The organism is Streptomyces roseoviridis, from assembly GCF_039535235.1.
Classification (GTDB): Bacteria; Actinomycetota; Actinomycetes; order Streptomycetales; family Streptomycetaceae; genus Streptomyces; species Streptomyces roseoviridis.
Genome location: NZ_BAAAWU010000001.1, coordinates 3352693 through 3379273, shown reverse-complemented (window position 1 = coordinate 3379273; position 26581 = coordinate 3352693). Strand labels below are relative to the sequence as shown.

Genomic DNA, 26581 nt, shown 5'->3' with positions numbered 1-26581 from the left:
GCCCAGGCCGTCCCCGGGCGTCCCGGATCGGAGCGGGCCGTTGGTCCGGGACGAGGCGGGGGCGCAGAATGTGAGCATGGACGAGATCGACCCCGTGGAACAGGCCCTTCACGCCGCCCGTGCCCTGATCCTCGCCGACCTGTCGGCCCGCCGGGTCGGCATGGCCGAGGTCGTCTCGATGGTGGAGGACGCCGTGGCCCACCGCCGCTGGTGGGTGGAGCAGTGGCCCGAGGGGCGCGCCTTCGTGGCCGGGTTGGTCGCCCAGGACGTGCAGGACGCCCTGCTCGAACGGTACGGCCGCTGGCCGCTGTGCCCGGTCTGCTCCTCGGGCGACCCGCACGCCCTCGACGTCGAACCGGAGATGGGCCCCGACCCGCACTGGGTGTGCGGCAAGCAGGGCGTGCGGGTGGCGCCCATCGGCGGCCTGACGTGACGGGGGCGGCGGCGTGACCCTCTACATCGACCCGCCGACCTGGCCGGGCCACGGCCGCATGTGGTCGCACCTCGTCAGTGACGTCTCCTTCGAGGAGCTGCACGCCTTCGCCGCGGCCATCGGCTGCCCGCCGCGCGCCTTCGAGCGCGACCACTACGACATCCCGTCCGACCGGTACGCCTCCGCGGTGGCGGCAGGCGCCGTCGAGGTCGGCTCGAAGGAGATCGTCCGCCTCCTGACGGCGGCGGGCCTGCGCCGGCCGAAGGGCCGTCCCGAGGACTGGCCCGAGGAGCCCCGGGACTGGCCGGAGGGCCAGCCCCAGGGCTGGTCGGGCGGCGGGCCGGGGGTCCGGCCGGCGCAGGGGGAGCGCCTGCCGCGCTACGAGGGGTAGCGAGTCGGGGCGGTCCGCTCAGCCCCCGGCGGCGGGACGGTTCGTCAGACGGTGTAGGTGATCGCCGAGCCGTGGGTGGCCGCGATCGTGCCTGACGCGTAGCCGTCGTGGATCTTGACCGGGTTGCCGCTGACGTTGCGCACCTTCAGCGTCGTGCGGACCTGGGTGCAGCCGCCGAGCTGGGCGGTGGTCAGGGTGAGGGTGTTCGCCGCGGTCTGGTGGTGCTTGGCGTTGGTGATGTTCCAGCGCGAGACGGGGCCCGCGATCGGGCCGCCGCACAGGGAGCCGTCGGCGTTGCGGGGCTGGGCTTCGACCCACGTCTCGACGACGGTGCCGTCGTAGGCGGTGGAGCCGCCCGAGCAGATCGACGAGCCGGCGGCGCAGGTCGACAGGGCCGCGTCCTGGTAGAGGGAGATCCGGTTTCCGGCGGTCGGCGTGACGGTGTACCCGAGGGTGGTGGCGGTGGTGGCGCGGGCGACCGTGGTGCCGCTGCCCGCGAGCAGGGTCCAGCGGGACTGGTCGGTGTAGACGGGTTCGGTCTGCCGAGCGAGTTCGGCGCCGGCCGGCACGCGCATGGTGACGGTACGGCCGTTCACGATGATGGAGGAGTACGAGACGATCGACAGCCGGCAGGTGTAGCTGCCGTCCGCGGGCGCGACGAACACCCAGCGCAGGGCAGAGGTCAGCCTGCTCTCGATCGTGGGCACCAGGTTGGCGGCCCAGTACACCCCGGCCTCGGTGCCGGCGGGCAGGGCGGTGCCGTCGGCGTTGCGGCAGCGGACGGCGAAGGTGGTGCCGATGTTGTCCCCGGCCGAGAGGGTGTCGACCGGCTCGGTGGAGAAGAAGCGCGACCACAGGAACGAGCGCTCCCCGGCCGCCGCGTCGAAGGTGACGGCGGTGCCCGGAACGTCGAGGTACGTCTCGGCGTTGCGGGTCACCTCGTACGTGAAGTCGCCGGAGGCGGCGTGCGCGGGCGCGGGGGTCGACACCGCGCCCGCGAGGGCGAGGAGGAGTGCTCCGGCCGTCGCGGCGGCGGCACGGATGGTTCGGAAGCGCACGGGGTGCTGCACGGGCCCTGCTCTCTCGTTGACGTGTACCCCTCCAGTCGGAGGGTCAGCGAGACGATACGCGGGACTCTTCCGGCTGGCGGGCGGAGGACCGCGTCACGATGCGCGAACGCGACCTGGTCAGCCGCAGTGAGACCGCGACCGTGCCCAGCGCGAGCAGGGCCATGGCCGCGCCGGCCCAGGCCGGGGAGGCGTAGCCGAGACCGGCGTCGATGACGGTGCCGCCGAGCCAGGGGCCGCCGGTGTTGCCGAGGTTGAAGGCGGCGGTGGTGGTGGCGCCGGCGAGGGTGGGGGCGGCGCCGGCGACGTTGAACATGCGGGCGTTGAGGGCCGGGGCGGTGTAGAAGGCGGAGACGCCGAGGAGGAAGGTCAGCGTGATCGTGGCGACGGGGCTGGACGCCAGCAGGGCGAGCGCCACGAGGAAGACGGTGGAGGCGGTGATGCCGCTGAGGAGGACGCCGAAGAGGTGGGCGTCGGCGACCCGGCCGCCGATGTACGTACCGATGAGGGCGCCGATGCCGAAGAGGCCGAGGACGCCGGAGACCCAGCCGGCGTCGAGGCCGGAGACGTCGGTGAGCAGCGGGGCCAGGTAGGAGAAGGCGCAGAAGACGCCGCCGGCCGCGAGGGCGGTGATCAGGACGGAGAGCAGCACCTGCCGGTCGCGGTAGATGACCAGCTCGCTCTTGAGGCGGGGCCGGGTCTCGGGCAGCGGGATGTGCGGGATGCGGGTGATCACGCCGACGAGGGCGATCGCGGAGGCGACGCCGACGGCCCAGAAGGCGGAGCGCCATCCGAGGTGCTCGCCGAGGAAGGCACCGGCGGGGACGCCGAGCACGTTGGCGATCGACAGACCGCCGATCATGACGGCCATGGCACGGGCCCGGGAGCCGACCGGCACCATCGCGATGGCGACGGCCGCGCCCACGGCCCAGAACCCGGCGCAGGCCAGGGCGCTCACCACGCGCGAGGCGAAGAGCACGGCGTAGTTCGGCGCGAGCGCCCCGGCGACCTGGCCGAGGCCGAAGACGGTGATCAGCGCGATGAGGGTGGTCTTGCGGGGCAGCCGGAGGGTGGCGACGGCGAGCAGCGGGGCGCCGATGACCATGCCGATGGCGAAGGCCGAGATGAGCAGACCGGCGCGGGGGATGGAGACGCCCATGTCCTCCGCGATGGGCGGCAGCAGCCCGGAGAGCATGAACTCGCTCGTGCCGAGCGCGAAGACGGACAGGCCGAGGATGTAGACGGCCAGGGGCATGCGGGTGGGGGAGGGCACGGCGGCTTCGGCGTTGGTCGACGGCATGACATGGGCAACCAGTCCGTGACCCCTGTCATTTCCTCTCCCAGCGAAATCTCGGGATCCGAGACGGCCGTCGGGTGCTGTAGTGCGGGGGGCGGGCCCGGGCGGGGGTGGTCGCACCCGGAGCCGGCCGGTCAAGGGGGGCCAAAGGCCATCGCGCAGCGACGCGACCCAAGGGAGCGCCCTTGAGGGGCCGGCGGAGGGGGCCACACTCGGAGAGAGGGCGGCCGATCCAGAAGCACACCCGACACGGTCACCCCGGCAGGGCCCAGACCCGCACCCCCGCCACCTCTATCCCGCCAGCCCCTCCAGTTCCCACTCCACGTTCGCCCGTGCCCGTTCCTCCCATGCCGCCGCGCCGTACGGAGTGCGGAACAGTCGCGGCAGTGCGAGGAGGTGGCGGAGGACGGCCGCCCGGCCCTCGCGGAAGGCGTCGTCCGGGACGAAGGCGTACTCCTCGCGGACCGCCTTCGTATACCCCTCGTAGGTATCCGGGTCGCTCGCCAGGATCGCCAGGTCCGCGTCGCACAGGGTCTCGCCGTTGAGGTCGCCCGGCTCCGGGTCGTGGGTGGTGGTGAGGCGGACCAGGCGGGCGACCTCGGTGACCTCGCGCGGGGTGAGGCCCGCCTCGGTGAGGGCCCGTTCGGCCAGGGCGGCGGAGCGTTCCTCGTTCTCGGAGCGGTCCGGGCGGTAGACGGCGTCGTGGAACCAGGCGGCGAGCCGGACCAACTCCAGTTCCCCGCCCTCGCCGCCCTGGTCGGTCAGTTCGTCGACGCGGTCGAGGACCGCCCGCAGGTGGTCGACGGTGTGGTACCGACGCTGCGGCTCCGACCAGCGGGTCAGCAGCTCGCGGCCGTACGGGAGGGGGTCCGGGCCTTCGCGGCCGGCGCGGGCGGCGAGGAGGGTGGCGGTCCAGCGGGTCAGGAGTTCCTGGTCGCGGACGGTGCTCGGCTCGGCGGTCATGAAGGGCATTCTGCCCGCCCGTGGCCCGGCGCGCGGGCCGGAAGCACTGCTTCCTCCGTGCGCCCCGCACGCCCTCATCTCTCTCTTACATACCCCCCATGGGTATGCTACGGTGCTGCGTGCAGGTACCCCCCAGGGGTATGTAACCGCGAGCGAAGGGTCAGGGCAATGTCAACCGTCAATCCCCGGCGCTGGTGGGCACTTGCCGTGCTCGCCGCCGCGCAGTTCATGGTCATCATGGACACCTCGATCATCGGAGTCGCGCTCCCCGAGATGCAGAAGGAGCTCGGCTTCTCCCAGGGCGAGCTCCAGTGGGTCTTCAACGCCTACGTGATCGTCTTCGGCGGTTTGCTGCTCCTCGGCGGCCGCCTCTCCGACCTCGTCGGAGCCCGCAAGATCTTCGTCTCCGGCTGGGTGGTCATGATCGCCGGATCGATCCTCGCCGCGGCCGCGCAGACCGCCTGGGTCGAGATCGCCGGCCGTGCCGTCCAGGGCGTCGGCGGTGCGCTCATCGCGCCCTCCGCCATGACGCTGCTGATGATGCTGTTCATGCACGACCCGAAGGAGCTCGGCAAGGCGATGGCGCTCTACGGCGCCGCGGCCCCGGCCGGCGGCACCGCGGGCGTGTTCCTCGGCGGCGTCTTCACCGAGTGGGCCGCCTGGCAGTGGTGCTTCATCATCTACGTCCCGATCGGCATCGCGACCCTCGCCGCGACCAAGCTCCTCCCGGACGTCGGGTCCCGGCGCGGCTCCGTCGACGTCCTCGGCGCCGTCGCCGTCACCGCCGGTCTCGCGCTCGGCGTCTTCGCGGTCGTCCGCGCCCCCGAGGTCGGCTGGAGCGCCCCCGCCACCGTCCTGGAGCTGGCCGGTGCCGCCGCCCTCATCATCCTCTTCTTCGTGATCCAGAAGGCCGTCCGCGAGCCCCTCATGCCGCTCAGCGTCTGGCGGGTCCCGCGCCTCGGCTCCGCCAACCTGGCCATGACGCTGCTCGGCGCCGCCTGGATCCCGATGTGGTACTTCCTCAACCTCTACCTCCAGCAGGTCCTCGGCTACGGGGCCTTCGCCTCCGGTGCCGCCCTGCTGCCCATGACGGGCCTGCTGATGGTCTTCATGACGGCCATCACCGCCAAGCTCATGGCGAAGGTCGGGGCCAAGCCGCTCATCGGCGTCGGTCTGCTCGTCCTCGCCGCCGGCCTGGTCTGGCTGGCCGCCGTCGAGCCCACCGGCTCCTTCGTCGTCGACGTCCTGCCCGCCTCGCTGGTCGCCGCGCTCGGCATGTCCCTCGCCTACATCCCGGCGATGATCGCCGCCATGTCCGGCGCCCCGCAGGAGCAGGCCGGCCTGGCCTCCGGCATCGTCAACACCACCTACAACGTCGGCTCCGCGCTCGGCCTCGCCGCCCTCACCGCGGTCGCCATGTCCCAGGGCGCCGCCGAGCTCGGCAACCTGCCCAGGCTCACCGAGGGCTTCTCCGCCGCCTTCATCGGCGCCGCGGTCATCGCCGCCGTCGGCGGTGTGATCACCCTCCTCGTCATGAAGAGCGACAAGGCGCTCGCCGCCGGGGCCCCCGCCCCCGCCGCCGAGCAGCAGGGCGACAAGGTCACCGTCTGACCCGGCGCCACGTCCCCGATTCCGCGGGGCCGCCCGATGTCCGTTCACCGGCCGTCGGGCGGCCCCCTTTTCGTACGGCGCCTCCTCTTTCCTGCGGCGCCCTTTCGCGTACGGCACCCCGCCCGGCGGCTCGCCCGGCGGCCCGTTCGGCACCCGTCCGGCGGCTCGCCCGGCCCTCCGCCCGGCACCCGTCCGGCACCCCGCCCGGCGGCCCGCTCGGCGGCCCGTCCGGCACCCGCCCGGGCGGCCCGTCCGGCGGCCCGTGCGCACCGTCCCGTACGCCCTTGCCTCCGCCCCGAGAGGAAGTCCCCATGGATCTGGACCTGAACACCCGGGCCGTCCACGTCTCCCACGAGCCGCCCGTCCCGGGCAGCCGGCCGCTGTCCGTGCCCCTCGTGCAGTCGTCCGCCTTCGCCTTCGACTCCGCCGACGAGCTCGCCGAGGCGATGGCCGGACCCGACGGCAACTACGTCTACAGCCGCCGCGGCAACCCGACCGTACGCGCCCTGGAGCGGACCCTCGCCGATCTGGAGGGCGGCGCCGGGGCCATCGCCTTCGCCTCCGGCATGGGCGCGATCAGCGGGGTGCTGCTCGCGCTCCTCAAGCCCGGTGACCGCGTGGTGGCCCAGCGCTGCCTGTACGGCGGGACCTACGCCGTCCTGTCGGACCTGGCCGCCCGCCACGGCATCACGGTCACCTACGTCTCCGGCGACGACCCGGCCGAGTTCGAGGCGGCCGCCCGGCACCCCGCCACCCGGCTCCTGGTCCTGGAGACGGTGGCCAACCCCACCGGGCAGGTGCCCGACCTGCCCGGGCTGCTCGCCGCCGCCCGCAGGGCGGGTGTGACGAGCGTGGTCGACAACTCGCTCGCCTCCCCCGTCCTGTGCCGGCCGATCGAGCTCGGTGCGGACGTGGTCGTCCACTCCACGACCAAGTACCTCTCCGGCCACTCCGACGTCCTCGGCGGCGCCGCCGTCTTCGCCGACGACGAGCTGCGCCGGGCCGTCTGGCCGCGCACGGTCGAACTGGGCGCGTGCGCGGATCCGTTCGCGGCCTGGCTGACCCTGCGCGGGATCGCCACCCTGCCGTTGCGGATGCGCGAGCACTGCCTGAACGCGGCCGTGCTCGCCGAGCGCCTGACCGCCCGCCCCGACGTCACGGCCGTGCACTATCCGATGCTCCCCGGCCATCCCTCGTACGGCACGGCCCGCAAGGTCCTCACGGGCGGCGGCGGGCTGCTCTCCTTCGAGCTCGCGGGCGGCCGGGAGGCGGGGAGGGCCTTCATCGAGCGCGTACGGGTGGCCCGGCTCGCCCTGTCGCTCGGCGGCGTCGAGTCCCTGGTGACCCACCCGGCGTCCACCTCGCACCGCGAGCTGGACGCCGATGCGCTGGCCGCGGCCGGGATCGGGCCGGGGCTCGTGCGGATGTCGGTCGGGATCGAGGCGGTCGAGGACCTGTGGGCCGACATCGAACAGGCCCTCGGCTGAGGCGCGTTGGGGCGAGAAACCGCCTTGCACGGTCCTTCTTTTGGGTTGACAAAAGAAATGGCTAATTCGTAGATTGGGTGATGCCAGGGAACGACCACTCCTAGGTCAAGGGGGGCGCACGATGCGCTACTTCGAGGACTTCCGGCCCGGTGACGTCCACGAGCTGGGCACCGTCACCGTCACGGCGGAGGAGGTGCTGGACTTCGGAAAGCGCTTCGACCCGCAGCCCTTCCACACGGACCCCGAGCTCGCCGAGGACTCGCCGTTCGGCGGGCTGATCGCCAGCGGCTTCCACACCCAGGCGATGTTCATGCGCCGCTACGTCGACGGACTGCTCGCCTACAGCGCCTGCATGGGCTCGCCCGGCATCGACGAGGTCCGCTACCTGCGGCCCGTACGCCCCGGTGACGTCCTCAGGGCGCGGGTGGAGATCCTTGGCGCGACCCCGTCGCCGTTCAACCCCACCAGCGGCACCGTCAAGCCGCGCTGCACGCTGGTGGCCGCCGACGGGACGGCCGTGTTCAGCATGATCCTGCACAGCATCTTCCGGCGCCGTCCCGCCGGAGCCGAGGCCGCCCATCAGTCGTCGATGCCCGCGGCCGCGGATCCGGCCGGGTGCTGCTCGCGCCCCGCGCAGAGCCCGGTCGCGGCGGTCGCCCCCGCCGCGACCGGCACCCCGGCCGCCGTCGCCGTGCCGGTCTCCGGCTGAACACGGCCGTTTCGAACCTCACCACCACCAGTGAAGGGGGACCTCCTGTGGAGGCCGTATCCCGCACCGCCCAGTGGACCGCCGCCGCGCGCGCCCTGGAGACCGAGCGCGAGGACCGGCTGTTCGCCGATCCCTACGCGCGCACCGTCGCCGACGAGATCGGCTTCGAACTGCTCGAGCGCTACGCCGGCGGCGGCACCGTGCCGTTCCTCGCCATCCGCACCACCTACCTGGACCGCGCCATCGTCAAGGCGGTGGAGGAGCGCGGCATCCGCCAGGTGGTCTTCCTCGCCGCCGGCATGGACACCCGGTTCTTCCGGCTGCCCTGGCCCGACGGCATCACCGTCTACGAGCTCGACCGCCCGGCGCTCCTGGAGGCCAAGGCCGGCATGCTCGCGGACGAGCCGCAGCCGGCCGGCCGCACCCGGATCACCGTCCCGGTCGACCTCACCCAGGACTGGACCGGCCCCTTGAAGGAGGCGGGGTGGAAGAGCGACGAGCCCGTCCTGTGGGTGGTCGAGGGCCTGCTGTTCTTCCTGCCGGAGGAGGCCGTACGGACCCTCCTGTCGACCCTGTCCGCGCACGCGGCCCCCGGCTCCGTGCTGCTCGGCGACGTCATCTCCAGGGCCGCCCTGGAGAACCCGCTGGCCCGGACCTTCCTCAGCGCCCTGAAGGAGGACGGCAACCCGTGGCTCTTCGGCACCGAGGAGCCCGAGGCGCTGCTCGACGCGTGCGGCTGGGACGTGCTGGAGGTCAGGCAGCCGGGTGAGCCCGGTGCCGACTTCGGCCGCTGGCCCTACCCGGTCCCCGCGCGCGCCGTCCCGCGCGTGCCCCGCTCCTTCCTGTTCACGTGCGAGCTCCCCACCACGAACGGCTACCAGGGCAACCAGGAGGAGAAGGCCGCATGAGCGCCCACGACTTCCACCAGAAGGTCATCACCGACGCCGGCGCGGCCGTCCGCGGCCTGACCGTCGCCCTCGGCGAGCGGCTCGGCCTCTACAAGGCGCTCGCCGCGCACGGCCCGCTCACCGCCGCCCAGCTCGCCGAGAAGACCGGCACCAACGAGCGCTACATCGAGGAGTGGCTGCACGCCCAGCTCTCCGCCGGGTACGTGGAGCGGCACCCGAGCTCGCTGACGTACACCCTGCCCGCCGACCACGTCGAGGTGCTGGCCGACCCGGCCGCCGTCACCTTCGCCGCCGGGTTCTTCACCGCCCTGAAGGCGCTGTACGCCACGGAGGACCTGCTCGTCGAGGCGTACCGCAGCGGCGACGGCGTCGGCTGGGCCGAGCACGACCCGGCGCTCGACACCGGTATGGGCTCCTTCTTCCAGCCGACGTACGAGCACAAGCTCGTCCCCGACTGGCTGCCCGCGCTGCACGAGGTCACCGACAAGCTGGCCGCCGGCGGCACCGTCGCCGACGTCGGCTGCGGCGTCGGCCACACCACCCTGCTGATCGCCAGGGCCTTCCCGAACGCCACGGTGTACGGCTTCGACTACTCCGAAGAGGCCGTCTCCCTCGCCCGGCAGCTCGCCGAGGAGGCCGGCCTGTCCGACCGGGTGGTCTTCGAGGTCGCCTCCGCCGACGACTACCCGGGCTCCGGCTACGACCTGGTCTGCTTCTTCAACGCCCTGCACGACATGGGCGACCCGGTCGCCGCCGCCCAGCACGTCCACAAGTCGCTGGACGCGGACGGCACCTGGATGCTCGTCGAGTCGAACGTCTCGCCCGCCGACATCGACACCCAGACCCCCGCCGCCCGCATGTTCATGGCCCTGTCCGCCGTGATGTGCCTGCCCGTCGCGGTCGCCCAGCGCGGCCCGCACGCGCTCGGCAACCACTCCGGCGAGAGGGCCTTCCGCGCCATCGCCGAGGAGGCCGGCTTCACCCGCTGGCGCCGGGCCACCGAGACCCCGGTCAACGCGGTCTACGAAGTCCGCCCCTGACCCGCCGCCCGGCCCGTCCGGCCACCCCGAGGGCGAGTGAGCCGAAGGGGCGCGCCGAGGGAACAGTGCCGAGCGCGCGCAGGCCCCGAGGAACGAGGGGTCGAGCACGGTCGGTGCTGTGAGCTCGGCTCAGGCGCCCCGGAGGTGGACCGAGCCACGAAGAAAGAAGGAGCTACACCATGGGCGCCACGGCCCCCCTGCCGGTCACCGACCGGTTCATGGAAGTCCTGGAGCGGCTCAGCGAGCGTTCCGTCGAGGACTACTACAACCCGTACCAGACCTTCCAGTGGCCCGAGACGCTGGAGGAGAACCGTTTCTGGATGACTCCGGAGCTGCTCACCGTCTACGGCACCGAGCACTATGACACCCTCGGCGAGGAAACGCTTCAGCGCCTGTCGAAGTGGGAGTCCGTCAACTTCTACAGCCTCAACGTGCACGGCATCCGCGAGCTCCTCATCGAGGTCGTCGGCCGCATCCACATGCCGGGCTTCGAGGTCCCCTCGGACTTCTTCCACCACTTCATCGGCGAGGAGAACGAACACATGTGGTTCTTCTCCGAGTTCTGCCGGCGCTACGGCCACAAGATCTACGGATCCACCGCCATGCGCGCCGACGCCGCCTGGGAGCCGGAGGTCGAGAACTTCCTGGTCTTCACCCGCATCCTGTTCTTCGAGGAGCTGGTCGACCACTACAACTCCCGGATGGCCAAGGACGACTCCCTGTGCCACACCATCCGCGAGGTCAACCGCATCCACCACCAGGACGAGTCCCGCCACATCGCCTTCGGGCGCGAGCTGGTCTCCCTCCTCCACCAGCGGATGTGCCAGGCGGTCAGTGCCGAGCGGGTCCGCGAGGTCGAGGCGTACCTCAAGCGGTACGTCGTCTACAGCATCAACTCGCTCTACAACCCGCACGTGTACCGCGACGCCGGCATCCCCGACCCCCTCGCGCTGCGCAACAGCCTCGTCGCCGACGAGCGCCGCCGCCCGCACGAGCGCAAGGCGATCCGCAAGCCGCTGTCCTTCTTCCTGAAGACCGGGATCTTCTCCGACGACACGCTGCCCGTCGTCTGAGTCCCCCAGGAACCTCCCACCGAGAGGTGCACCGACCATGACCGTGACGACCCCCGCGAGCGTCGGGGAACCCGAGGCCGCCGCCGCCGGCGGCGCCAGGGGCCTGCCCACGCTCGGACCGGAGGCGACCCGACTGCTGCGGCTCCTCGACGACACCTTCGAGGGCTGGGGAGTGGCCGCGGGAGCCCGCCCGATGACCATGCCCCCGCTGCTGCCGGCCGCCGACCTGGCCCGGCTCGACTACTACGACAACTTCCCCCACCAGGCCGTCGTCGCCGCCCCGCTCGACCTGGAGCGCCGCGCGACCACGCCCTTCGACACCGACACCGGCCGCTTTCCGACCGCCGCGCTCGAACCGGCCGCGCTCGGACTGCCCTCGGCGTCCTGTTACGCCGTCTACCTCGCCCACCAGGGCACCCGGGTCGCCGACGACACCCTCGTCACGGTCTGCTCCTGGTGCTTCCGCAAGGAGACCCACTACGAGGGCATGCGGCGCCAGCTCGGCTTCCGCATGCGGGAGGTCGTCGCCATCGGCGGGCGCGAGCACGCCGAGAACCACCTCGCCGCCTTCACCGCCCGCGTCCACGCCTTCGCCGAGGCCCTCGACCTGCCGCTGCGCAAGGAGGCCGCCTGCGACCCGTTCTTCGACAAGGGCGGCTCGAAGGCCCTGCTCCAGCGGCTCACCCCCGTGAAGCACGAGTTCCTGTACGAGGACCTGGCGATCGCCTCGGTCAACACGCACCGGAACTTCTTCGGCGAGCGCTGCGCCATCACCCTGGAGTCCACCGGCGGCCCCGCCTTCACCAGCTGTGTCGCCTTCGGCCTGGAACGGTGGCTGTCGGCGCTCACCCGCCGGCACGGCGGCTGGGACGCCGCCACGCGGGCGGTCCTCGACGCGAACGCCCGCCTGCGGGCCGGTGCGAGCGGCGCGGCCGGGCCGGTGATCTGACGTGCCGGCCCGTCCCGTCGCCCCGCCGGCGGGCGGCCTGGGCTGGGCGAACCTCGGCATGGACATCGTGTCCGTCAACCGTGTCCGCAGGCTTCTCACCCAGTACGGGGAGAAGTTCTTCGAGCGGATGCTCACCCCCGGCGAACTCGCCGACTGCCGCACCGCCGACGGGCTCGACGTCTTGAGCCTGTGCGGCCGGATCGCGGCCAAGGAGGCGGCCTTCAAGACGCTGCGCGTGCGCGGCAGGTTCCTGCCCTGGCCCGACATCGTCGTACGGCGCTCCGAGGGCGGCTGGCCGCTGGTCGAGCTGCGCGGACCGGCGGCCGAGATGGCCCGGGAGTCCGGCATCTCCGAGATCACCGTGTCCATCAGCCACGACGTCGACTACGCGGTCGCGGTCGCGGCGCCGATCATCGCCCCCACCCCACCCGTATCCACCACCCCACCCGTATCCACCGCCTCACCCGTATCCACCGCCCCACCCGTATCCACCGCCCCACCCGTATCCAGCACCCCCATCGAGCAGTAGCGAAAAGGAGAGCAATCATGGCCGACGGCCTGCAGACGGTGAAGAACTGGATCCTCGAGCGGCACCCCGAGCGCGACGACATCGCGCCCGACCTCGACCTGATCGAGAACCGGCTCATCGACTCGCTGTCCTTCGTCGAGTTCGTCTTCCTGCTGGAGCAGGAGAGCGGCACCGCCATCCAGATGGAGACCCTGGAGGTCGACTCCATCCGGACCCTCGGCGCCATCGAGCAGCACTTCTTCAAGGCGCCGGCGGAGGTCCAGGCATGAGCCGCCGCCTGTTCACCTCGGAGTCGGTCACCGAGGGCCATCCCGACAAGATCGCCGACCGGATCAGCGACACCGTCCTCGACGCCCTCCTCGCCGAGGACCCGCACTCCAGGGTGGCGGTCGAGACGCTGATCACCACCGGCCAGGTCCACATCGCCGGCGAGGTCACGACCAACGCGTACGCGCCGATAGCCCAGCTGGTGCGCGACGCCGTCCTCGACATCGGCTACGACTCCTCGGCGAAGGGCTTCGACGGCGCCTCCTGCGGTGTGTCGGTGTCCATCGGCGCCCAGTCGCCGGACATCGCGCAGGGCGTCGACACCGCCTACGAGTCCCGGGTCGAGGGCGCCGGTGACGAGCTCGCCGCACAGGGCGCCGGCGACCAGGGCCTGATGTTCGGCTACGCCTGTGACGACACCGCCGAGCTGATGCCGCTGCCGATCGCCCTGGCGCACCGGCTGTCGCGTCGCCTCACCGAGGTCCGCAAGAACGGCACCGTCCCGTACCTGCGCCCCGACGGCAAGACCCAGGTCACCATCGAGTACGACGGCGACCGGCCGGTCCGGCTCGACACGGTGGTCGTCTCCAGCCAGCACGCCGCCGACATCTCCGTCGAGGGCCTGCTGACCCCGGACATCCGCGCGTACGTCGTCGAGCACGTCCTCAAGGAGCTCGTCGAGGAGGGCGTGACCCTGGAGTCCGACGGCTACCGGCTCCTGGTCAACCCGACCGGGCGCTTCGAGGTCGGCGGTCCGATGGGCGACGCCGGGCTCACCGGCCGCAAGATCATCATCGATACGTACGGCGGCATGGCGCGGCACGGCGGCGGCGCGTTCTCCGGCAAGGACCCGTCGAAGGTGGACCGCTCGGCCGCGTACGCCATGCGCTGGGTCGCGAAGAACGTCGTCGCCGCCGGGCTCGCGAGGCGCTGCGAGGTCCAGGTCGCCTACGCCATCGGCAAGGCCGAGCCGGTCGGCCTCTTCGTCGAGACCTTCGGCACGGGCACGCTGCCGGACGAGGAGATCCAGCAGGCCGTGAGCGAGGTCTTCGACCTGCGGCCGGCCGCGATCATCCGCGACCTCGACCTCAAGCGCCCCATCTACGCCGCCACCGCCGCCTACGGGCACTTCGGCCGCGAGCTCCCCGACTTCACCTGGGAGCGCACCGACCGCGCCGAGGCCCTGAAGACGGCCGCGGGGCGCTGAGGAAGCAGAGGGAGCTGAGGGAGTCGACATGCGCATCGCTGTCACCGGATCCATCGCGACCGACCATCTGATGACCTTCCCGGGGTGGTTCAGCGATCAGCTGATCGCCGACCGCCTCGACCGGGTCTCCCTGTCGTTCCTCGCCGACAACCTGGAGGTCAGGCGCGGCGGAGTGGCAGCGAACATCGCCTTCGGGCTCGGCGTGCTCGGCCTGCGTCCCGTCCTCGTGGGCGCGGTCGGCGCCGACTTCGAGCCGTACCGGATCTGGCTGAAGGACCACGGTGTGGACACCGACTCGGTGCGCGTCAGCGAGTCGCTCCACACCGCCCGGTTCGTCTGCACCACCGACCGGGCACAGAACCAGATCGCCACCTTCTACGCCGGTGCGATGGCCGAGGCCCGCGAGATCGACCTGCGGGAGGTCGTCGCCCGGACCGGGCGCCTCGAACTCGTCCTGGTCTCCCCGGACGACCCCGAGGCGATGCTGCGGCACTCCCGCACCTGCCGCGAGCTCAAGATCCCCTTTGCCGCCGACCCCTCGCAGCAGCTCGCGCGGCTCGACGGCGGGCAGGTGGGGGAGCTGGTGGACGGGGCACGCTTCCTGTTCACCAACGAGTACGAGACCGCCCTGCTCCTGGAGAAGACCGGCTGGTCCGAGGCGGACGTGCTGAGCCGCGTCGGCACCTGGATCACCACCCACGGCGAGGCCGGCGTCCGCATCCGCGGCGAGGGCCGGGCCCCGCTCGCCGTGCCCGCCGTGCCCGTCGCGGGCGTCGTCGACCCGACCGGCGTCGGCGACGCCTTCCGGGCCGGATTCCTCGCCGGAACGCTGTGGGGCGTGCCCGAACGCTGCGCCGCCCAGCTGGGCTGCGCGGTCGCCGCCACCGTCCTCGACTACGTGGGGACGCAGGAGTACCGGCTGCACCGGGAGCCGCTCCTGGACCGGATCAGGACCACCTACGGCATGGGCTGCACCGCCGAACTGGTGACACATCTGAGGGGGCTGAGCTGACGTGACTGCCGTGCGCAGGTCGCTGCGGGACGAGTTCGCCACGCGGGTCGTGGTGGCCGACGGGGCGATGGGCACCATGCTCCAGGCCGCCGACCCGACGATGGACGACTTCCGGCAGCTGGAGGGCTGCAACGAGATCCTGAACGTCACCCGCCCGGACATCGTCGCCTCCGTCCACGACGCCTACTTCTCCGTCGGCGTGGACTGCGTGGAGACCAACACCTTCGGCGCCAACCTCGCCGCGCTCGGCGAATACGGCATCGAGGACCGCGTCTACGAGCTGTCGGAGGCCGGCGCCCGGATCGCCCGCGGCGTCGCCGACGCCCACACCGCCGCCGACGGCCGCCCCCGCTGGGTCCTCGGCTCCATGGGCCCCGGCACGAAGCTGCCGACCCTCGGCCACGTCACCTATGAGCCGCTGCGCGACGCCTACCAGCAGAACGCCGAGGGCCTGATCCGCGGCGGCGCCGACGCCCTGCTCATCGAGACCTCGCAGGACCTCCTCCAGACGAAGGCGGCCGTCATCGGCGCCCGCCGGGCCCTGGACTGGTGCGGCGCCGACGACCTGCCGCTGATCGTTCAGGTCACGGTCGAGACGACGGGCACGATGCTGCTCGGTTCGGAGATCGGTGCGGCGCTCACGGCCCTGGAGCCGCTGGGCATCGACATGATCGGTCTGAACTGCGCGACGGGGCCGGCGGAGATGGCCGAGCACCTGCGGTACCTGTCGAAGCACGCGCGGGTCCCGCTGTCGGTGATGCCGAACGCGGGCCTTCCGGTGCTGACGTCCGAGGGCGCGCACTATCCGCTCTCCCCGGCCGAACTCGCCGACGCCCAGGAGGCGTTCGTACGCGACTACGGGCTGTCGTTGGTGGGTGGGTGCTGCGGTACGACCCCCGAGCACCTGCGGGAGATCGTGGAGCGGGTGCGGGGCGCGGCGGTCCCCGACCGGCGTCCGGAGGCGGAGCCGGGCGCGTCCTCGCTCTACAGCCATGTTCCGTTCCGGCAGGACACCGCGTATCTGGCGATCGGTGAGCGGACGAACGCGAACGGGTCGAAGAAGTTCCGTGAGGCGATGCTGGAGGGCCGCTGGGACGACTGTGTGGAGATGGCGCGGGACCAGATCAGCGAGGGCGCGCACATGCTGGACCTGTGCGTCGACTACGTCGGCCGTGACGGTGTGGCGGACATGGCGGAGCTGGCGGGCCGGTTCGCGACCGCGTCGACGCTGCCGATCGTGCTGGACTCCACCGAGGTGGAGGTGCTGCGCGCGGGTCTGGAGAAGCTGGGCGGCCGGGCGGTCATCAACTCGGTCAACTACGAGGACGGTGACGGGCCGGAGTCGCGGTTCGCGAAGGTCACCGCGCTGGCCAAGGAGCACGGCGCCGCCCTGATGGCGCTCACGATCGACGAGGAGGGCCAGGCCCGTACGGTCGAGACGAAGGTCGCCATCGCGGAGCGGCTGATCGCCGACCTGACCGGGAACTGGGGCATCAATGAGTCGGACATCCTCATCGACACGTTGACGTTCACGATCTGTACGGGGCAGGAGGAGTCCCGCAAGGACGGCATCGCGACGATCGAGGCGATCCGCGAGCTGAAGCGTCGCCACCCCGACGTGCAGACCACGCTCGGTCTGTCGAACATCTCCTTCGGGTTGAACCCGGCCGCGCGGATCGTCCTGAACTCGGTCTTCCTCGATGAGTGTGTGAAGGCGGGTCTGGACTCGGCGATCGTGCACGCCTCGAAGATCCTGCCGATCGCGCGCCTGGAGCCGGAGCAGGTCGAGGTCGCCCTCGATCTGATCTACGACCGCCGGCGGGAGGGCTACGACCCGCTGCAACGGCTCCTCGAACTCTTCGAGGGCGCGACGGCGAAGTCACTGAAGGCGGGCAAGGCGGAGGAGCTGGCGGCGCTGCCGCTGGAGGAGCGGCTGAAGCGGCGGATCATCGACGGCGAGAAGAACGGCCTGGAAGGGGACCTGGACGCGGCGCTCATGGAGCGTCCGGCGCTGGACATTGTCAACGAAATCCTGCTGGACGGGATGAAGACGGTGGGTGAGCTGTTCGGCTCGGGCCAGATGCAGCTGCCGTTCGTCCTCCAGTCCGCGGAGGTCATGAAGACGGCGGTGGCCTATCTCGAACCCCACATGGAGAAATCGACCGATGCATCGGGAGGGGGCTCGGGCAAGGGAACGATCGTCCTGGCCACGGTGCGCGGCGATGTCCACGACATCGGCAAGAACCTGGTCGACATCATCCTGTCCAACAACGGCTACAACGTGGTCAACATCGGGATCAAGCAGCCCGTCTCCGCGATCCTGGAAGCTGCGGAACAGCACTCCGCCGACGTGATCGGCATGTCGGGGCTGTTGGTGAAGTCGACCGTGATCATGAAGGAGAACCTGGAGGAACTGAACGGCCGGGGGCTTGCGGAGAAGTATCCGGTGATCCTCGGTGGTGCGGCTCTGACCAGGGCGTATGTGGAGCAGGACCTCCACGAGATCTACCGGGGCGAGGTCCGCTACGCCCGCGACGCCTTCGAGGGCCTGCGGCTGATGGACGCGCTGATGGCGGTCAAGCGGGGCGTGCCGGGGGCGAGCCTGCCGGAGCTGAAGCAGCGGCGGGTGCCGAAGCGGGAGACCCCGCTGCTGGACGTGGTGCGCGAGCCGGAGCCGGCCGGCCGTAGCGACGTAGCGGTGGACAACCCCGTACCGGAGCCGCCGTTCCTCGGTACGCGGGTCGTCAAGGGCATCCAGCTCGCCGAGTACGCGTCCTGGCTGGACGAGGGCGCCCTGTTCAAGGGCCAGTGGGGGCTGAAGGACAAGGAGACCATCGAGTCGGAGGGCCGTCCGCGGCTGCGCATGTGGCTGGACCGGCTCCAGACAGGCCACCTCCTGGAAGCGGCCGTGGTCTACGGCTACTTCCCTTGCGTCTCCAAGGGCGACGACCTGATCGTCCTGGACGAGGACGGAGGCGAGCGGACCCGCTTCACCTTCCCCCGCCAGGAGCGCGGCCGCCGCCTCTGCCTGGCCGACTTCTTCCGCCCCGAGGACTCCGGCGAGACCGATGTCCTGGCCCTGCAGATGGTCACCGTCGGATCCAGGATCGGCGAGGAGACGGCGAAGCTGTTCGCCGCCGACTCCTACCGCGACTACCTCGAACTCCACGGCCTGTCCGTGCAGTTGGCCGAGGCCCTGGCGGAGTACTGGCACGGCCGGGTCCGGGGCGAGTGGGGCATCGCCGGATCCGACCCGGCCGGCATCGAGGGCATGCTGCGCACCGAGTACCAGGGCTGCCGCTACTCCCTCGGCTACCCGGCCTGCCCCGACCTGGAGGACCGCGCCAAGCTCGCCGAGCTGCTTCACCCCGAGCGAATCGGCGTCGTGTTGTCGGAGGAGTACCAGCTGCACCCCGAGCAGTCCACGGACGCCTTCGTCGTCCACCACCCCGAGGCCAGCTACTTCAACGCGGGAGGCCGCCGATGAGCCACGGCCATGCGCACCCCACCACGGGGAGCCCCACCTTCTCCTTCGAGTTCTTCCCGCCGAAGACGGACAAGGGCGAGCAGACGCTGTGGGACGCGATCCGACGCGTGGAGGCGCTTGCGCCGGACTTCGTCTCCGTGACGTACGGCGCGGGCGGCTCGTCCCGGGACCGCACCATCGACGTCACCCAGCGGATCGTCACCGAGACCACCCTGCGCCCCGTCGCCCACCTCACGGCCGTCGGCCACTCGGTCGCCGAGCTCCGGGCGATCATCGGCGCCTACGCGGACGCGGGCGTCCGGGACGTCCTCGTCCTGCGCGGCGACCCGCCGGGTGACCCCCGGGGCGTCTGGTCGCCGCACCCGGACGGTTTCACCTACGCGTACGAACTGGTCGAACTCGTGCGGTCATTGGGCGAGTTCCGGATCGGAGTGGCGGCCTTCCCGGAGGGGCACCCGCGTTCGCCGGACGCGGCCAGCGACATCCGGCACTTCGTCGCGAAGTGCCGGGCGGGCGCGGACTACGCGATCACGCAGATGTTCTTCGACCCGGAGGACTACCTCCGGCTGCGGGACCGGGTCGCCGCGGCGGGCTGCGACACCCCGATCATCCCGGAGATCATGCCCGCCACCGACGTGCGGCAGATCCGCCGGTTCGCCGAGCTGTCGGACGCGGCCTTCCCCGAGGACCTCGCCCACCGCCTGGAGGCGGCGAAGGGCGATCCGGCCGCCGCGTACCGGATCGGGGTCGAGCACGCGACGGCGATGGGCCTGCGGCTGCTCGACGAGGGTGCGCCGGGCCTGCACTACATCACGCTCAACAAGTCCACGGCGGCTCTCGAAATCCACCGATCGATCCAAGCGTCAAGGAGCTTCGTTCATGCCTGACACCACGGCCGCGGCCACGGCCTTCACCGACTTCAAGGTTGCCGACATCGGTCTGGCGGAGTTCGGCCGTAAGGAGATCACGCTGGCCGAGCACGAGATGCCGGGCCTGATGGCGATCCGCCGCGAGTACGCCGCCTCCCAGCCCCTCGCGGGCGCCCGGATCACCGGCTCCCTCCACATGACCGTCCAGACCGCCGTCCTCATCGAAACCCTCGTCGCCCTGGGCGCACAGGTCCGCTGGGTGTCCTGCAACATCTACTCCACCCAGGACCACGCCGCCGCCGCGATCGCCGCCGCCGGCATCCCCGTCTTCGCCTGGAAAGGCGAAACCCTCGAGGAATACTGGTGGTGCACCGAGCAGGCCCTGACCTGGCCCGGCGCCGACGGACCCAACATGATCCTCGACGACGGCGGCGACGCCACCCTTCTCGTCCACAAAGGCGTCGAACACCAGAAGACCGGCGCCCTGCCCGAAGCCGCCAACGAGGAACTCGCCGTCGTCCGCTCCCTCCTCGAAACCACCACCCTGGACTGGACAGCCCTGGCCGCCGGCATCCGCGGCGTCACCGAGGAGACCACCACCGGCGTCCACCGCCTCTACGAAATGCACCGCGACGGCGCACTCCTCTTCCCCGCCATCAACGTCAACGACGCCGTCACCAAGTCCAAGTTCGACAACAAATACGGCTGCCGCCACTCCCTCATCGACGGCATCAACCGCGCCACCGACACCCTCATCGGCGGCAAGACCGCCGTCGTCTGCGGCTACGGCGACGTCGGCAAGGGCTGCGCCGAATCACTGCGCGGCCAGGGCGCCCGCGTCATCGTCACCGAGATCGACCCCATCTGCGCCCTCCAGGCAGCCATGGACGGCTACCAGGTCACCACCCTCGACGAAGTCGTCGAGACCGCTGACATCTTCATCACCACCACCGGCAACAAGGACATCATCATGGCCGCCGACATCGCCAGGATGAAGCACCAGGCCATCGTCGGGAACATCGGCCACTTCGACAACGAGATCGACATGGCCGGCCTCGCCGCCGTCCCCGGCATCGTCAAGGACGAGGTCAAACCCCAGGTCCACACCTGGACCTTCCCCGACGGCAAGACCGTCATCGTCCTGTCCGAAGGCCGCCTGCTCAACCTCGGCAACGCCACCGGCCACCCGTCCTTCGTCATGTCGAACTCCTTCGCCGACCAGACCCTGGCCCAGATCGAGCTCTACACCAAGACCGACCAGTACCCCATCGGCGTCCACACCCTCCCCAAGCACCTCGACGAAAAGGTCGCCCGCCTCCACCTCGACGCCCTCGGCGTCACCCTCACCACCCTCCGCCCCGAACAAGCCGCCTACATCGGCGTCCCCGTCGACGGCCCCTACAAGCCCGACCACTACCGCTACTGATGTGTACCGACGACCTGATGTGTACCGACGACCACACCCGTGACCCGTGGCTCCCGGACCGGCTCCTGAAGACGGAGCGGGACCTGCTGATGCCGCTGCTGCGCCGTACGCCCGAGGCGGCGTACGAGCTGCGCACCGCCTGCCCCGGCTGGACCGCCCGGCAGGTGCTCGCCCACTGCGCGGCGGCGCTCGTGAGGATCGTCGAAGGGCGCCTGGAGGAGGGCGTGTTCCTCCCCGAGGCGAACGCCGCCGACGTCGCCGAACGCGCGGACTGGCCGCTCGGCCGGATCCTCGACGAGCTGGAACGGGGCCTCACCGAGGCCGGTCCGGTCATCGCCGGCCACGAGGACGGGCGCCTCGACGCCGTCGCGCTCGGCGAGTGGGTGCACGCCGGTGACGTACGGGAGGCATTCGGCGAGCCCGGTGCCTACTGCGGCGACGCCCTCGACCTGGCCCTGCCGCTGCTGTCCGTCACCAGCCGCAGACGCGGGACCCCCCGGCTCGTCGGGGTGCTCGCGGACCGGGCCGGAGAGGTCGAGCTGGGGAACCCGGTCGAGGGCCGGCCGCCGGCCCGGTTCCACGGCGACGCGGCCACCCTGATCCGCATCTGCTCGGGCCGCCCGCTGGTCCGCACCCGCTACGAGCTGACGGGCGCGACGGAACAAGAACTCCTCATCTATCGCTGAGGGTTGAGGCGGGCCCCGGTCCTCACAGGACCGGGGCCCGCCCCTTTCATCCGAGGCATCACCCACGCAGGGGGGACCTTCATGGCCAGTACGTTGGACCGGTTGCTGCGCGCCCAGGTTCAGGCGCGCCCGGACGACACCGCCGTCGTCTTCGAGGACGACACCCTCACCTTCCGCGAGCTGCACGAGGGCGCCGCCGCCCTCGCCGGCCGTCTCCGCGCCCTCGGCGTCGCCGCGGACCACCGCGTCGGCGTCCACGTCGAACCGTCGCTCGAGCTGATGACCGGTACGTGGGGGGTGGTGCTCTCCGGCGGCGCGTACGTCCCGCTCTCCCCGGAGTACCCCGAGGAGCGCCTCCGCTACATGATCGAGGACAGCGGCGCCGGGATCGTCGTCACCCAGGAACGTTTCCGCGATCGCGTCACCGCGCTCGCTCCCCCCGGCACCACCGTCGTCACCCTGGAGGACGCCGTGCGGCACGCCCGGCGCACCGACGGCGCCGCCGACCCCGTCGCCGGTCCCGGTCCGACGCCCGGAGACCTCGCGTACGTGATCTACACCTCCGGCTCGACCGGCAGGCCCAAGGGCGTCATGGTCGAGCACCGCTCGATCGCCGCGCAGATGCGCTGGATGGCCGCCGAGCACCACCTCGGCCCGGGCCAGACCGTCGTCCAGAAGACGCCCATGAGCTTCGACGCCGCCCAGTGGGAGATCCTCGCCCCGGCCGTCGGCGCCCGGGTCGCCGTGGGCCCGCCGGGGGTGTACCGGGATCCCGAGGGCCTGATCGACACCGTACGGCGGCACGGGGCCACCATGGTCCAGTGCGTGCCGACCCTCCTCCAGGCCCTCCTGGACACCGAGCGGTTCGCCTCCTGCACCACGCTGCGCCGGGTCTACTCGGGCGGCGAGATCCTCTCCCGCAACCTGGCCGTCCAGCTCCTCGCCGAGCTGCCCGGTGCCGAGCTGGTCAACCTGTACGGCCCCACCGAGTGCACCATCAACGCCTCCTCCCACACCGTGGACCGCGCCACCGTCGCCGACGGCCCCGCCGCGATCCCCATCGGCAGACCGGCGTACGAGACCAGCTTCCACATACGCGACGGCGAGCTGTGCATCGGAGGGGTCCAGGTCGCGCGGGGGTACCTGGACCGGCCCGAGCTCACGGCGGAACGCTTCGTCACCACCGAGACCGGCGAGCGCCTCTACCGCACCGGTGACCTGGCCACCTGGAACGAGGACGGCACCGTCCAGTTCGCGGGCCGCGCCGACAACCAGATCAAGCTGCGCGGCTTCCGCGTCGAGCTGGACGAGATCGCGCTCGCCATCGAGAACCACGACTGGGTGAAGTCCGCCGCCGTCATCGTCAGGAACGAGCCCCGCACCGGCTTCCAGAACCTGGTCGCCTGCGTCGAGCTCTCCCCGAAGGAAGCCGCCCTGATGGACCAGGGCAACCACGGCGCCCACCACCAGTCCAAGGAGTCCAAGCTCCAGGTCAAGGCGCAGCTGTCCAACGCGGGCACCCTCGACGCGCGCGAGCTGGCCGGCCGCCCGGTCGTCGAGCTGCCCGGCCGCACGCCCACCGAGCGGATGCGCCGCACCGTCTTCGCCCGCAAGACCTACCGCTTCTACGAGGGCGGTCCGGTCACCCGCGCCGATGTCCTCGACGCGCTCGCCCGCCGCCCGGAGGGCATCGGCTCCCGCGCGGTCGGCACGCTGACCGCCGCCGACCTGGGCGGGATCCTGCGCTGGTTCGGCCAGTTCCTCAGCGAGGAGCGGCTGCTGCCGAAGTACGGCTACGCCTCGCCGGGCGCCCTGTACGCCACGCAGCTCTACGTCCGGGTCCGGGGGATCGCGGGCCTGGAGCCCGGCACGTACTACTACCACCCGGTGCACCACCGGCTGCACCTGATGGAGCCGGGGGCGGCCGGGGAGGCCGCGGCGTCGCACGAGCCGTACGTCCGCTTAGGGTTCCGCGGCAAGCGGGAGGCCATCGAGCCCGTCTACAAGAACAACATCCGCGAGGTCCTGGAGATCGAGACCGGGCACATGGTGGGCCTGTTCGAGGAGATCCTGCCGGGCTTCGGCCTCGCGATCCGCCCGGTGCGCGGCGGGCGGGACCCGCAGGACCTGGGCCTGTTCGAACTCGTCCCGTACGACGAGGAGTCGGTGCGGGCATCGGACCCCGAGGTGGACCTGTACGTGCAGTCCCACCCGGACCGGATCGCCGACCTGCCCGCCGGCCAGTACGCCTACCAGGGCGGGGAGCTGGTGCCGGTCGGGGACCTGCTGGTGGAGCGCAGGCACGTCATCGCGATCAACCAGGCCGTGTACGAGCGGGCGAGTCTCGGCGTCACCGCCGTCAGCAGGACGGCGGAGCCCTGGCGCGCGTACGTCGACCTGGGCCGGGCCCTCCAGCGGCTGCAACTCGGCGACCACGGGCTCGGCTTCATGTCCTCGGGCTACAGCTCCATGTCCGGCCACCCGCTGCCGGCCGCCCGCCGCGCGGACGAGATCCTGGCGGCGGCGGGCCGCGCCACCGGCCCCTCGTACTTCTTCGTCGGCGGCCGGGTCAGCGAGGAGCAGCGGCTGAGCGAGGGCATGTACGAGGACACCGTGCACATGAAGGGGCCCGCGGAGATGATCCGCGACGACCTGGCGCAGCACCTGCCCGACTACATGATCCCCAACCGGGTGGTGGTCCTGGACCGGCTGCCGCTCTCCGCCAACGGCAAGGTCGACACCAAGGCGCTCGCCGACCTCGCCGTCGTCAACGCCGGTCTCCACGGCCGCCCGCACGTGCCGCCGCGCACCCGCACCGAGCGGCGGATCGCCGAGATCTGGGCGGCGGCGCTCAAGTACGAGGAGGTCGAGGCGGTCTCCGTGCAGGACGACTTCTTCGAGTCGGGCGGCAACTCGCTGATCGCGGTCGCGCTCATCACGAGGATCAACCGCGAGTTCGGCGCGTCGACCCTCCCCCTCCAGATCCTCTTCGAGTGCCCCACCATCGAGAAGCTGGCCCACCGCGTGGACGGCGCCGCCGCGACCCCCGCCTCCCGCCTGGTCCGGCTGCACGCCGAGGGCGACCGGTCACCCGTCTACTGCTGGCCGGGCCTGGGCGGCTACACCATGAACCTGCGCTTCCTCGCCGAGGAGGCCGGCATCGACCGGCCCTTCTACGGGGTGCAGGCGCACGGCATCAACCGCGGCGAGACCCCGTACGACACCATCCGCGAGATGGCCGCCGCCGACGTGGCCGCCATCCGCCGGCGCCAGCCCTCGGGCCCGTACACCCTGTGGGGCTACTCCTTCGGCGCCCGTGTCGCCTTCGAGTCGGCGCACCTCCTGGAGGCGGCGGGCGAGCAGGTGGAGCACCTGTTCCTGATCGCGCCCGGCTCCCCGAAGGTCCGCGAGGAGTCGGCGGCCGGCGGCGCCTCGTACGACAACCCCGGGTTCACGCAGATCCTGTACTCGGTCTTCGCGGGCGCCCTGGAGGACGTCCCGGCGAAGGACGCGGAGGGCTTCGCCGCGTACGTGACGGAACGGTTCCCCGCGCTCGATCCGGAGCTGGTCGCCCGGATCATCGCCATCGTGGAGAAGACCTTCGAGTTCACGTACACCTTCCGCGAACTGACCGAGCGGACCGTCTCCTGTCCGGTCACGATCTTCAAGGCCCGCGGTGACGACTACTCCTTCCTGGAGACGGCGACCGGCTGGTCCGAGCGCCCGCCGACGGTGGTGGAGCTCGACGCCGACCACTACAGCCTGCTGCGGGCGCCGGACCTCCAGGAGCTGGTGAAGAAGATCGGATACCGGCTGGGGCGGTAACCGCCGCCCGTCCGCCCCGCCTGGCGGTGCGGGGGCGGGGGAGGCCGCCGTGAGCCGGTCGTGCCCCCCCGAGTGGCCCGCGAAGGGCTTCGTCGCCCGGGCGGCGGGGCCCGACGGGCCGGGCGGATGGCAGGGCCGGGCGGCGGGGCCCGGTGGGCCGGGGGGATGGCAGGGCCGGGCGGCGAGGCGCGGCGGGCCGGGGGATGGCAGGGCCGGGCGGCGGGGCCCGGCGGGCCGGGCGGATGGCAGGGCCGGGCGCGCGGTAAATGCTTTGCGGGCCGCCGCCCGGCCCGTCACGCTGCTGCGCATGAACACCACCACCGCCGATCTGTTCGCGGCCGACGGGCGCCTCAAGGCGATCCCGCGCAAGCCCGCGCGCCGGGCCGCCCTGCTCGACCATCTCGCCGCGACGCTCTTCGAACCGGCCCGCTCCTACACCGAGCGCGAGGTCAACGAGGCCCTGAAGACCGTGCACGACGACTTCCCGGCCCTGCGCCGCTATCTGGTCGTCGGCGGGCAGCTCGCCCGTACGAAGGACGGCTCGGCCTACCACCGACAGCAGCGGACCGGCGTCCCCGCAGGAGCGACCCCCGCCGTCGCGTGATCGCCGCGGCGGTGGCCGGCCTCCTCGCCGGCTACGGCATCGCGATCCCGGTCGGCGCGGTCGGCGCCTACCTGGTGGCCGTCACGGCCAGGACCGGCTGGCGCACGGGCGCCGGCGCGGCCCTCGGCGTCGCCACCGCGGACGGCGTCTACGCCCTCCTCGCGGTCGCGGGCGGCTCCGCCCTCGTCCCGCTGCTCGCTCCCGTGACGACCCCCCTGCGCTGGGCCTCCGCGGTGGTCCTGGTGGCCCTCGCGGCCCGGGCGGCCGTGCTCGCCGTACGGACCTACCGCGCCGGGGCCCTCGCCTCGCGGGACGACGGGGCGACGGGCCTGACACCGGCCCGCGCGTACGTCACCTTCCTGGGCATCACGATCCTCAACCCCATGACGGTGGTCTACTTCGCCGCCCTGATCCTGGCCACCGGCCCCGACGCCCCCGCGACCCCCGCCGAGCGCACGGTCTTCGTCCTCGCGGCCCTGCTGGCCTCCGCCAGCTGGCAGCTCCTCCTCACCACCGGCGGCAGCCTCCTCGGCCGCACCCTCGCCGGCCCGCGCGGCCGCCTCGCGACGGCACTCGCGTCGAGCACGCTGATCACGGTCCTGGCGGTGCGACTGGTGAGCTGAGGCCCGTACGGGAGCCCGACGGGCGCGCCGCATCTCTGTGCTTTCCGCCAGTACGGCGGGGCCCTCGCCTCCGGCGAGACTGCCAGGCGACCGGACCGCCAACTCCGCGACGGGAGAC

22 protein-coding genes and 1 pseudogene are annotated in these 26581 nt (G+C 71.9%); 20 read left to right on the top strand and 3 right to left on the bottom strand.

Annotated features, from left to right (window positions below; translation table 11 throughout):
* Positions 1–76 precede the first annotated feature (76 nt).
* Complete coding sequence (locus ABD954_RS15245) at positions 77–433, top strand: hypothetical protein (protein ID WP_345486581.1); 357 nt, start codon at positions 77–79, stop codon at positions 431–433.
* 13 nt (positions 434–446) lie between these two features.
* Positions 447–707, top strand: a pseudogene (locus ABD954_RS15240) (DUF4031 domain-containing protein); the annotation flags it as partial.
* Between the two features lie 161 nt (positions 708–868).
* Here ABD954_RS15240 and ABD954_RS15235 read toward each other — a convergent pair.
* The 3 genes from ABD954_RS15235 to ABD954_RS15225 all read right to left on the bottom strand — a co-directional run bounded on the left by ABD954_RS15235 (position 869) and on the right by ABD954_RS15225 (position 4151).
* Positions 869–1894: a hypothetical protein gene (locus ABD954_RS15235; protein ID WP_345486580.1), complete on the bottom strand. Its 1026-nt coding sequence runs from the start codon at positions 1892–1894 to the stop codon at positions 869–871.
* A gap of 43 nt (positions 1895–1937) precedes the next feature.
* Entirely contained in the window at positions 1938–3146 is a 1209-nt protein-coding gene (locus ABD954_RS15230; protein ID WP_345492193.1) for a Cmx/CmrA family chloramphenicol efflux MFS transporter, read from the bottom strand.
* A 333-nt stretch (positions 3147–3479) separates the two neighbouring features.
* Positions 3480–4151 carry an HD domain-containing protein gene (locus ABD954_RS15225; RefSeq protein WP_345486579.1) on the bottom strand — a complete coding sequence of 224 codons (672 nt, stop codon included), beginning with the start codon at positions 4149–4151 and terminating at the stop codon, positions 3480–3482.
* A 168-nt stretch (positions 4152–4319) separates the two neighbouring features.
* Here ABD954_RS15225 and ABD954_RS15220 point away from each other — a divergent pair, with 168 nt between their 5' ends.
* From ABD954_RS15220 to ABD954_RS15135, 18 genes are all read left to right on the top strand, one after another.
* On the top strand, positions 4320–5762 hold the full coding sequence (locus tag ABD954_RS15220) for an MFS transporter (RefSeq protein ID WP_345486578.1): 1443 nt from the start codon (positions 4320–4322) through the stop codon (positions 5760–5762).
* A gap of 311 nt (positions 5763–6073) precedes the next feature.
* Complete coding sequence (locus ABD954_RS15215) at positions 6074–7249, top strand: trans-sulfuration enzyme family protein (protein WP_345486577.1); 1176 nt, start codon at positions 6074–6076, stop codon at positions 7247–7249.
* Between the two features lie 121 nt (positions 7250–7370).
* On the top strand, positions 7371–7958 hold the full coding sequence (locus ABD954_RS15210) for a MaoC family dehydratase (RefSeq protein ID WP_345486576.1): 588 nt from the start codon (positions 7371–7373) through the stop codon (positions 7956–7958).
* Positions 7959–8005: 47 nt separating this feature from the next.
* Entirely contained in the window at positions 8006–8866 is an 861-nt protein-coding gene (locus ABD954_RS15205) for a class I SAM-dependent methyltransferase (protein ID WP_345486575.1), read from the top strand.
* On the top strand, positions 8863–9906 hold the full coding sequence (locus ABD954_RS15200) for a class I SAM-dependent methyltransferase (RefSeq protein ID WP_345486574.1): 1044 nt from the start codon (positions 8863–8865) through the stop codon (positions 9904–9906). Before ABD954_RS15205 ends, ABD954_RS15200 begins: the two co-directional genes overlap by 4 nt.
* Positions 9907–10085: 179 nt before the next feature.
* Complete coding sequence (locus tag ABD954_RS15195; RefSeq protein WP_345486573.1) at positions 10086–10979, top strand: diiron oxygenase; 894 nt, start codon at positions 10086–10088, stop codon at positions 10977–10979.
* A gap of 37 nt (positions 10980–11016) precedes the next feature.
* A complete protein-coding gene (locus ABD954_RS15190) occupies positions 11017–11928 on the top strand; it encodes a class-II aminoacyl-tRNA synthetase family protein (RefSeq protein ID WP_345486572.1) in 912 nt (303 codons plus the stop codon).
* Between the two features lies 1 nt (position 11929).
* Complete coding sequence (gene acpS, locus ABD954_RS15185; RefSeq protein WP_345486571.1) at positions 11930–12457, top strand: holo-ACP synthase; 528 nt, start codon at positions 11930–11932, stop codon at positions 12455–12457.
* Between the two features lie 17 nt (positions 12458–12474).
* The gene (locus ABD954_RS15180) at positions 12475–12726 is read left to right on the top strand and encodes a phosphopantetheine-binding protein (protein WP_345486570.1); all 252 of its coding nucleotides are present in this window, start codon (positions 12475–12477) and stop codon (positions 12724–12726) included.
* Positions 12723–13931 carry a methionine adenosyltransferase gene (gene metK / locus ABD954_RS15175; protein ID WP_345486569.1) on the top strand — a complete coding sequence of 403 codons (1209 nt, stop codon included), beginning with the start codon at positions 12723–12725 and terminating at the stop codon, positions 13929–13931. Before ABD954_RS15180 ends, metK begins: the two co-directional genes overlap by 4 nt.
* A gap of 28 nt (positions 13932–13959) precedes the next feature.
* Complete coding sequence (locus ABD954_RS15170; RefSeq protein WP_345486568.1) at positions 13960–14943, top strand: carbohydrate kinase family protein; 984 nt, start codon at positions 13960–13962, stop codon at positions 14941–14943.
* A gap of 1 nt (position 14944) precedes the next feature.
* Positions 14945–18430 (top strand): methionine synthase, encoded by a 3486-nt coding sequence (gene metH / locus ABD954_RS15165; protein ID WP_345486567.1) that lies wholly within the window; start codon positions 14945–14947, stop codon positions 18428–18430.
* Positions 18427–19317, top strand: a complete 891-nt coding sequence (gene metF / locus ABD954_RS15160; protein ID WP_345486566.1) for a methylenetetrahydrofolate reductase [NAD(P)H] — start codon at positions 18427–18429, stop codon at positions 19315–19317. The genes metH and metF overlap by 4 nt, the downstream gene beginning before the upstream one ends.
* Positions 19310–20725, top strand: coding sequence for an adenosylhomocysteinase (gene ahcY / locus ABD954_RS15155; protein ID WP_345486565.1), 1416 nt, complete (start codon positions 19310–19312; stop codon positions 20723–20725). The genes metF and ahcY overlap by 8 nt, the downstream gene beginning before the upstream one ends.
* A gap of 17 nt (positions 20726–20742) precedes the next feature.
* Positions 20743–21411 carry a maleylpyruvate isomerase family mycothiol-dependent enzyme gene (locus tag ABD954_RS15150; protein ID WP_345486564.1) on the top strand — a complete coding sequence of 223 codons (669 nt, stop codon included), beginning with the start codon at positions 20743–20745 and terminating at the stop codon, positions 21409–21411.
* A gap of 81 nt (positions 21412–21492) precedes the next feature.
* Complete coding sequence (locus ABD954_RS15145) at positions 21493–25236, top strand: amino acid adenylation domain-containing protein (protein ID WP_345486563.1); 3744 nt, start codon at positions 21493–21495, stop codon at positions 25234–25236.
* A 307-nt stretch (positions 25237–25543) separates the two neighbouring features.
* On the top strand, positions 25544–25840 hold the full coding sequence (locus ABD954_RS15140; protein ID WP_345486562.1) for a DUF2087 domain-containing protein: 297 nt from the start codon (positions 25544–25546) through the stop codon (positions 25838–25840).
* The gene (locus ABD954_RS15135) at positions 25837–26463 is read left to right on the top strand and encodes a LysE family transporter (RefSeq protein WP_345486561.1); all 627 of its coding nucleotides are present in this window, start codon (positions 25837–25839) and stop codon (positions 26461–26463) included. Before ABD954_RS15140 ends, ABD954_RS15135 begins: the two co-directional genes overlap by 4 nt.
* Positions 26464–26581: the final 118 nt, after the last annotated feature.

Bases quoted from the DNA above. Each gene is read 5' to 3' on its own strand.
- metF (WP_345486566.1), top strand. From the start codon at position 18,427: ATGAGCCACGGCCATGCGCACCCCACCACGGGGAGCCCCACCTTCTCC.
- ABD954_RS15200 (WP_345486574.1), top strand. From the start codon at position 8,863: ATGAGCGCCCACGACTTCCACCAGAAGGTCATCACCGACGCCGGCGCG.
- ABD954_RS15150 (WP_345486564.1), top strand. From the start codon at position 20,743: ATGTGTACCGACGACCACACCCGTGACCCGTGGCTCCCGGACCGGCTC.
- ABD954_RS15220 (WP_345486578.1), top strand. From the start codon at position 4,320: ATGTCAACCGTCAATCCCCGGCGCTGGTGGGCACTTGCCGTGCTCGCC.
- ABD954_RS15245 (WP_345486581.1), top strand. From the start codon at position 77: ATGGACGAGATCGACCCCGTGGAACAGGCCCTTCACGCCGCCCGTGCC.
- ABD954_RS15230 (WP_345492193.1), bottom strand. From the start codon at position 3,146: ATGCCCCTGGCCGTCTACATCCTCGGCCTGTCCGTCTTCGCGCTCGGC.
- ABD954_RS15210 (WP_345486576.1), top strand. From the start codon at position 7,371: ATGCGCTACTTCGAGGACTTCCGGCCCGGTGACGTCCACGAGCTGGGC.
- ABD954_RS15215 (WP_345486577.1), top strand. From the start codon at position 6,074: ATGGATCTGGACCTGAACACCCGGGCCGTCCACGTCTCCCACGAGCCG.
- ABD954_RS15180 (WP_345486570.1), top strand. From the start codon at position 12,475: ATGGCCGACGGCCTGCAGACGGTGAAGAACTGGATCCTCGAGCGGCAC.
- ABD954_RS15190 (WP_345486572.1), top strand. From the start codon at position 11,017: ATGACCGTGACGACCCCCGCGAGCGTCGGGGAACCCGAGGCCGCCGCC.
- metK (WP_345486569.1), top strand. From the start codon at position 12,723: ATGAGCCGCCGCCTGTTCACCTCGGAGTCGGTCACCGAGGGCCATCCC.
- ABD954_RS15140 (WP_345486562.1), top strand. From the start codon at position 25,544: ATGAACACCACCACCGCCGATCTGTTCGCGGCCGACGGGCGCCTCAAG.
- ABD954_RS15225 (WP_345486579.1), bottom strand. From the start codon at position 4,151: ATGACCGCCGAGCCGAGCACCGTCCGCGACCAGGAACTCCTGACCCGC.
- ABD954_RS15195 (WP_345486573.1), top strand. From the start codon at position 10,086: ATGGGCGCCACGGCCCCCCTGCCGGTCACCGACCGGTTCATGGAAGTC.
- ahcY (WP_345486565.1), top strand. From the start codon at position 19,310: ATGCCTGACACCACGGCCGCGGCCACGGCCTTCACCGACTTCAAGGTT.
- ABD954_RS15145 (WP_345486563.1), top strand. From the start codon at position 21,493: ATGGCCAGTACGTTGGACCGGTTGCTGCGCGCCCAGGTTCAGGCGCGC.
- ABD954_RS15170 (WP_345486568.1), top strand. From the start codon at position 13,960: ATGCGCATCGCTGTCACCGGATCCATCGCGACCGACCATCTGATGACC.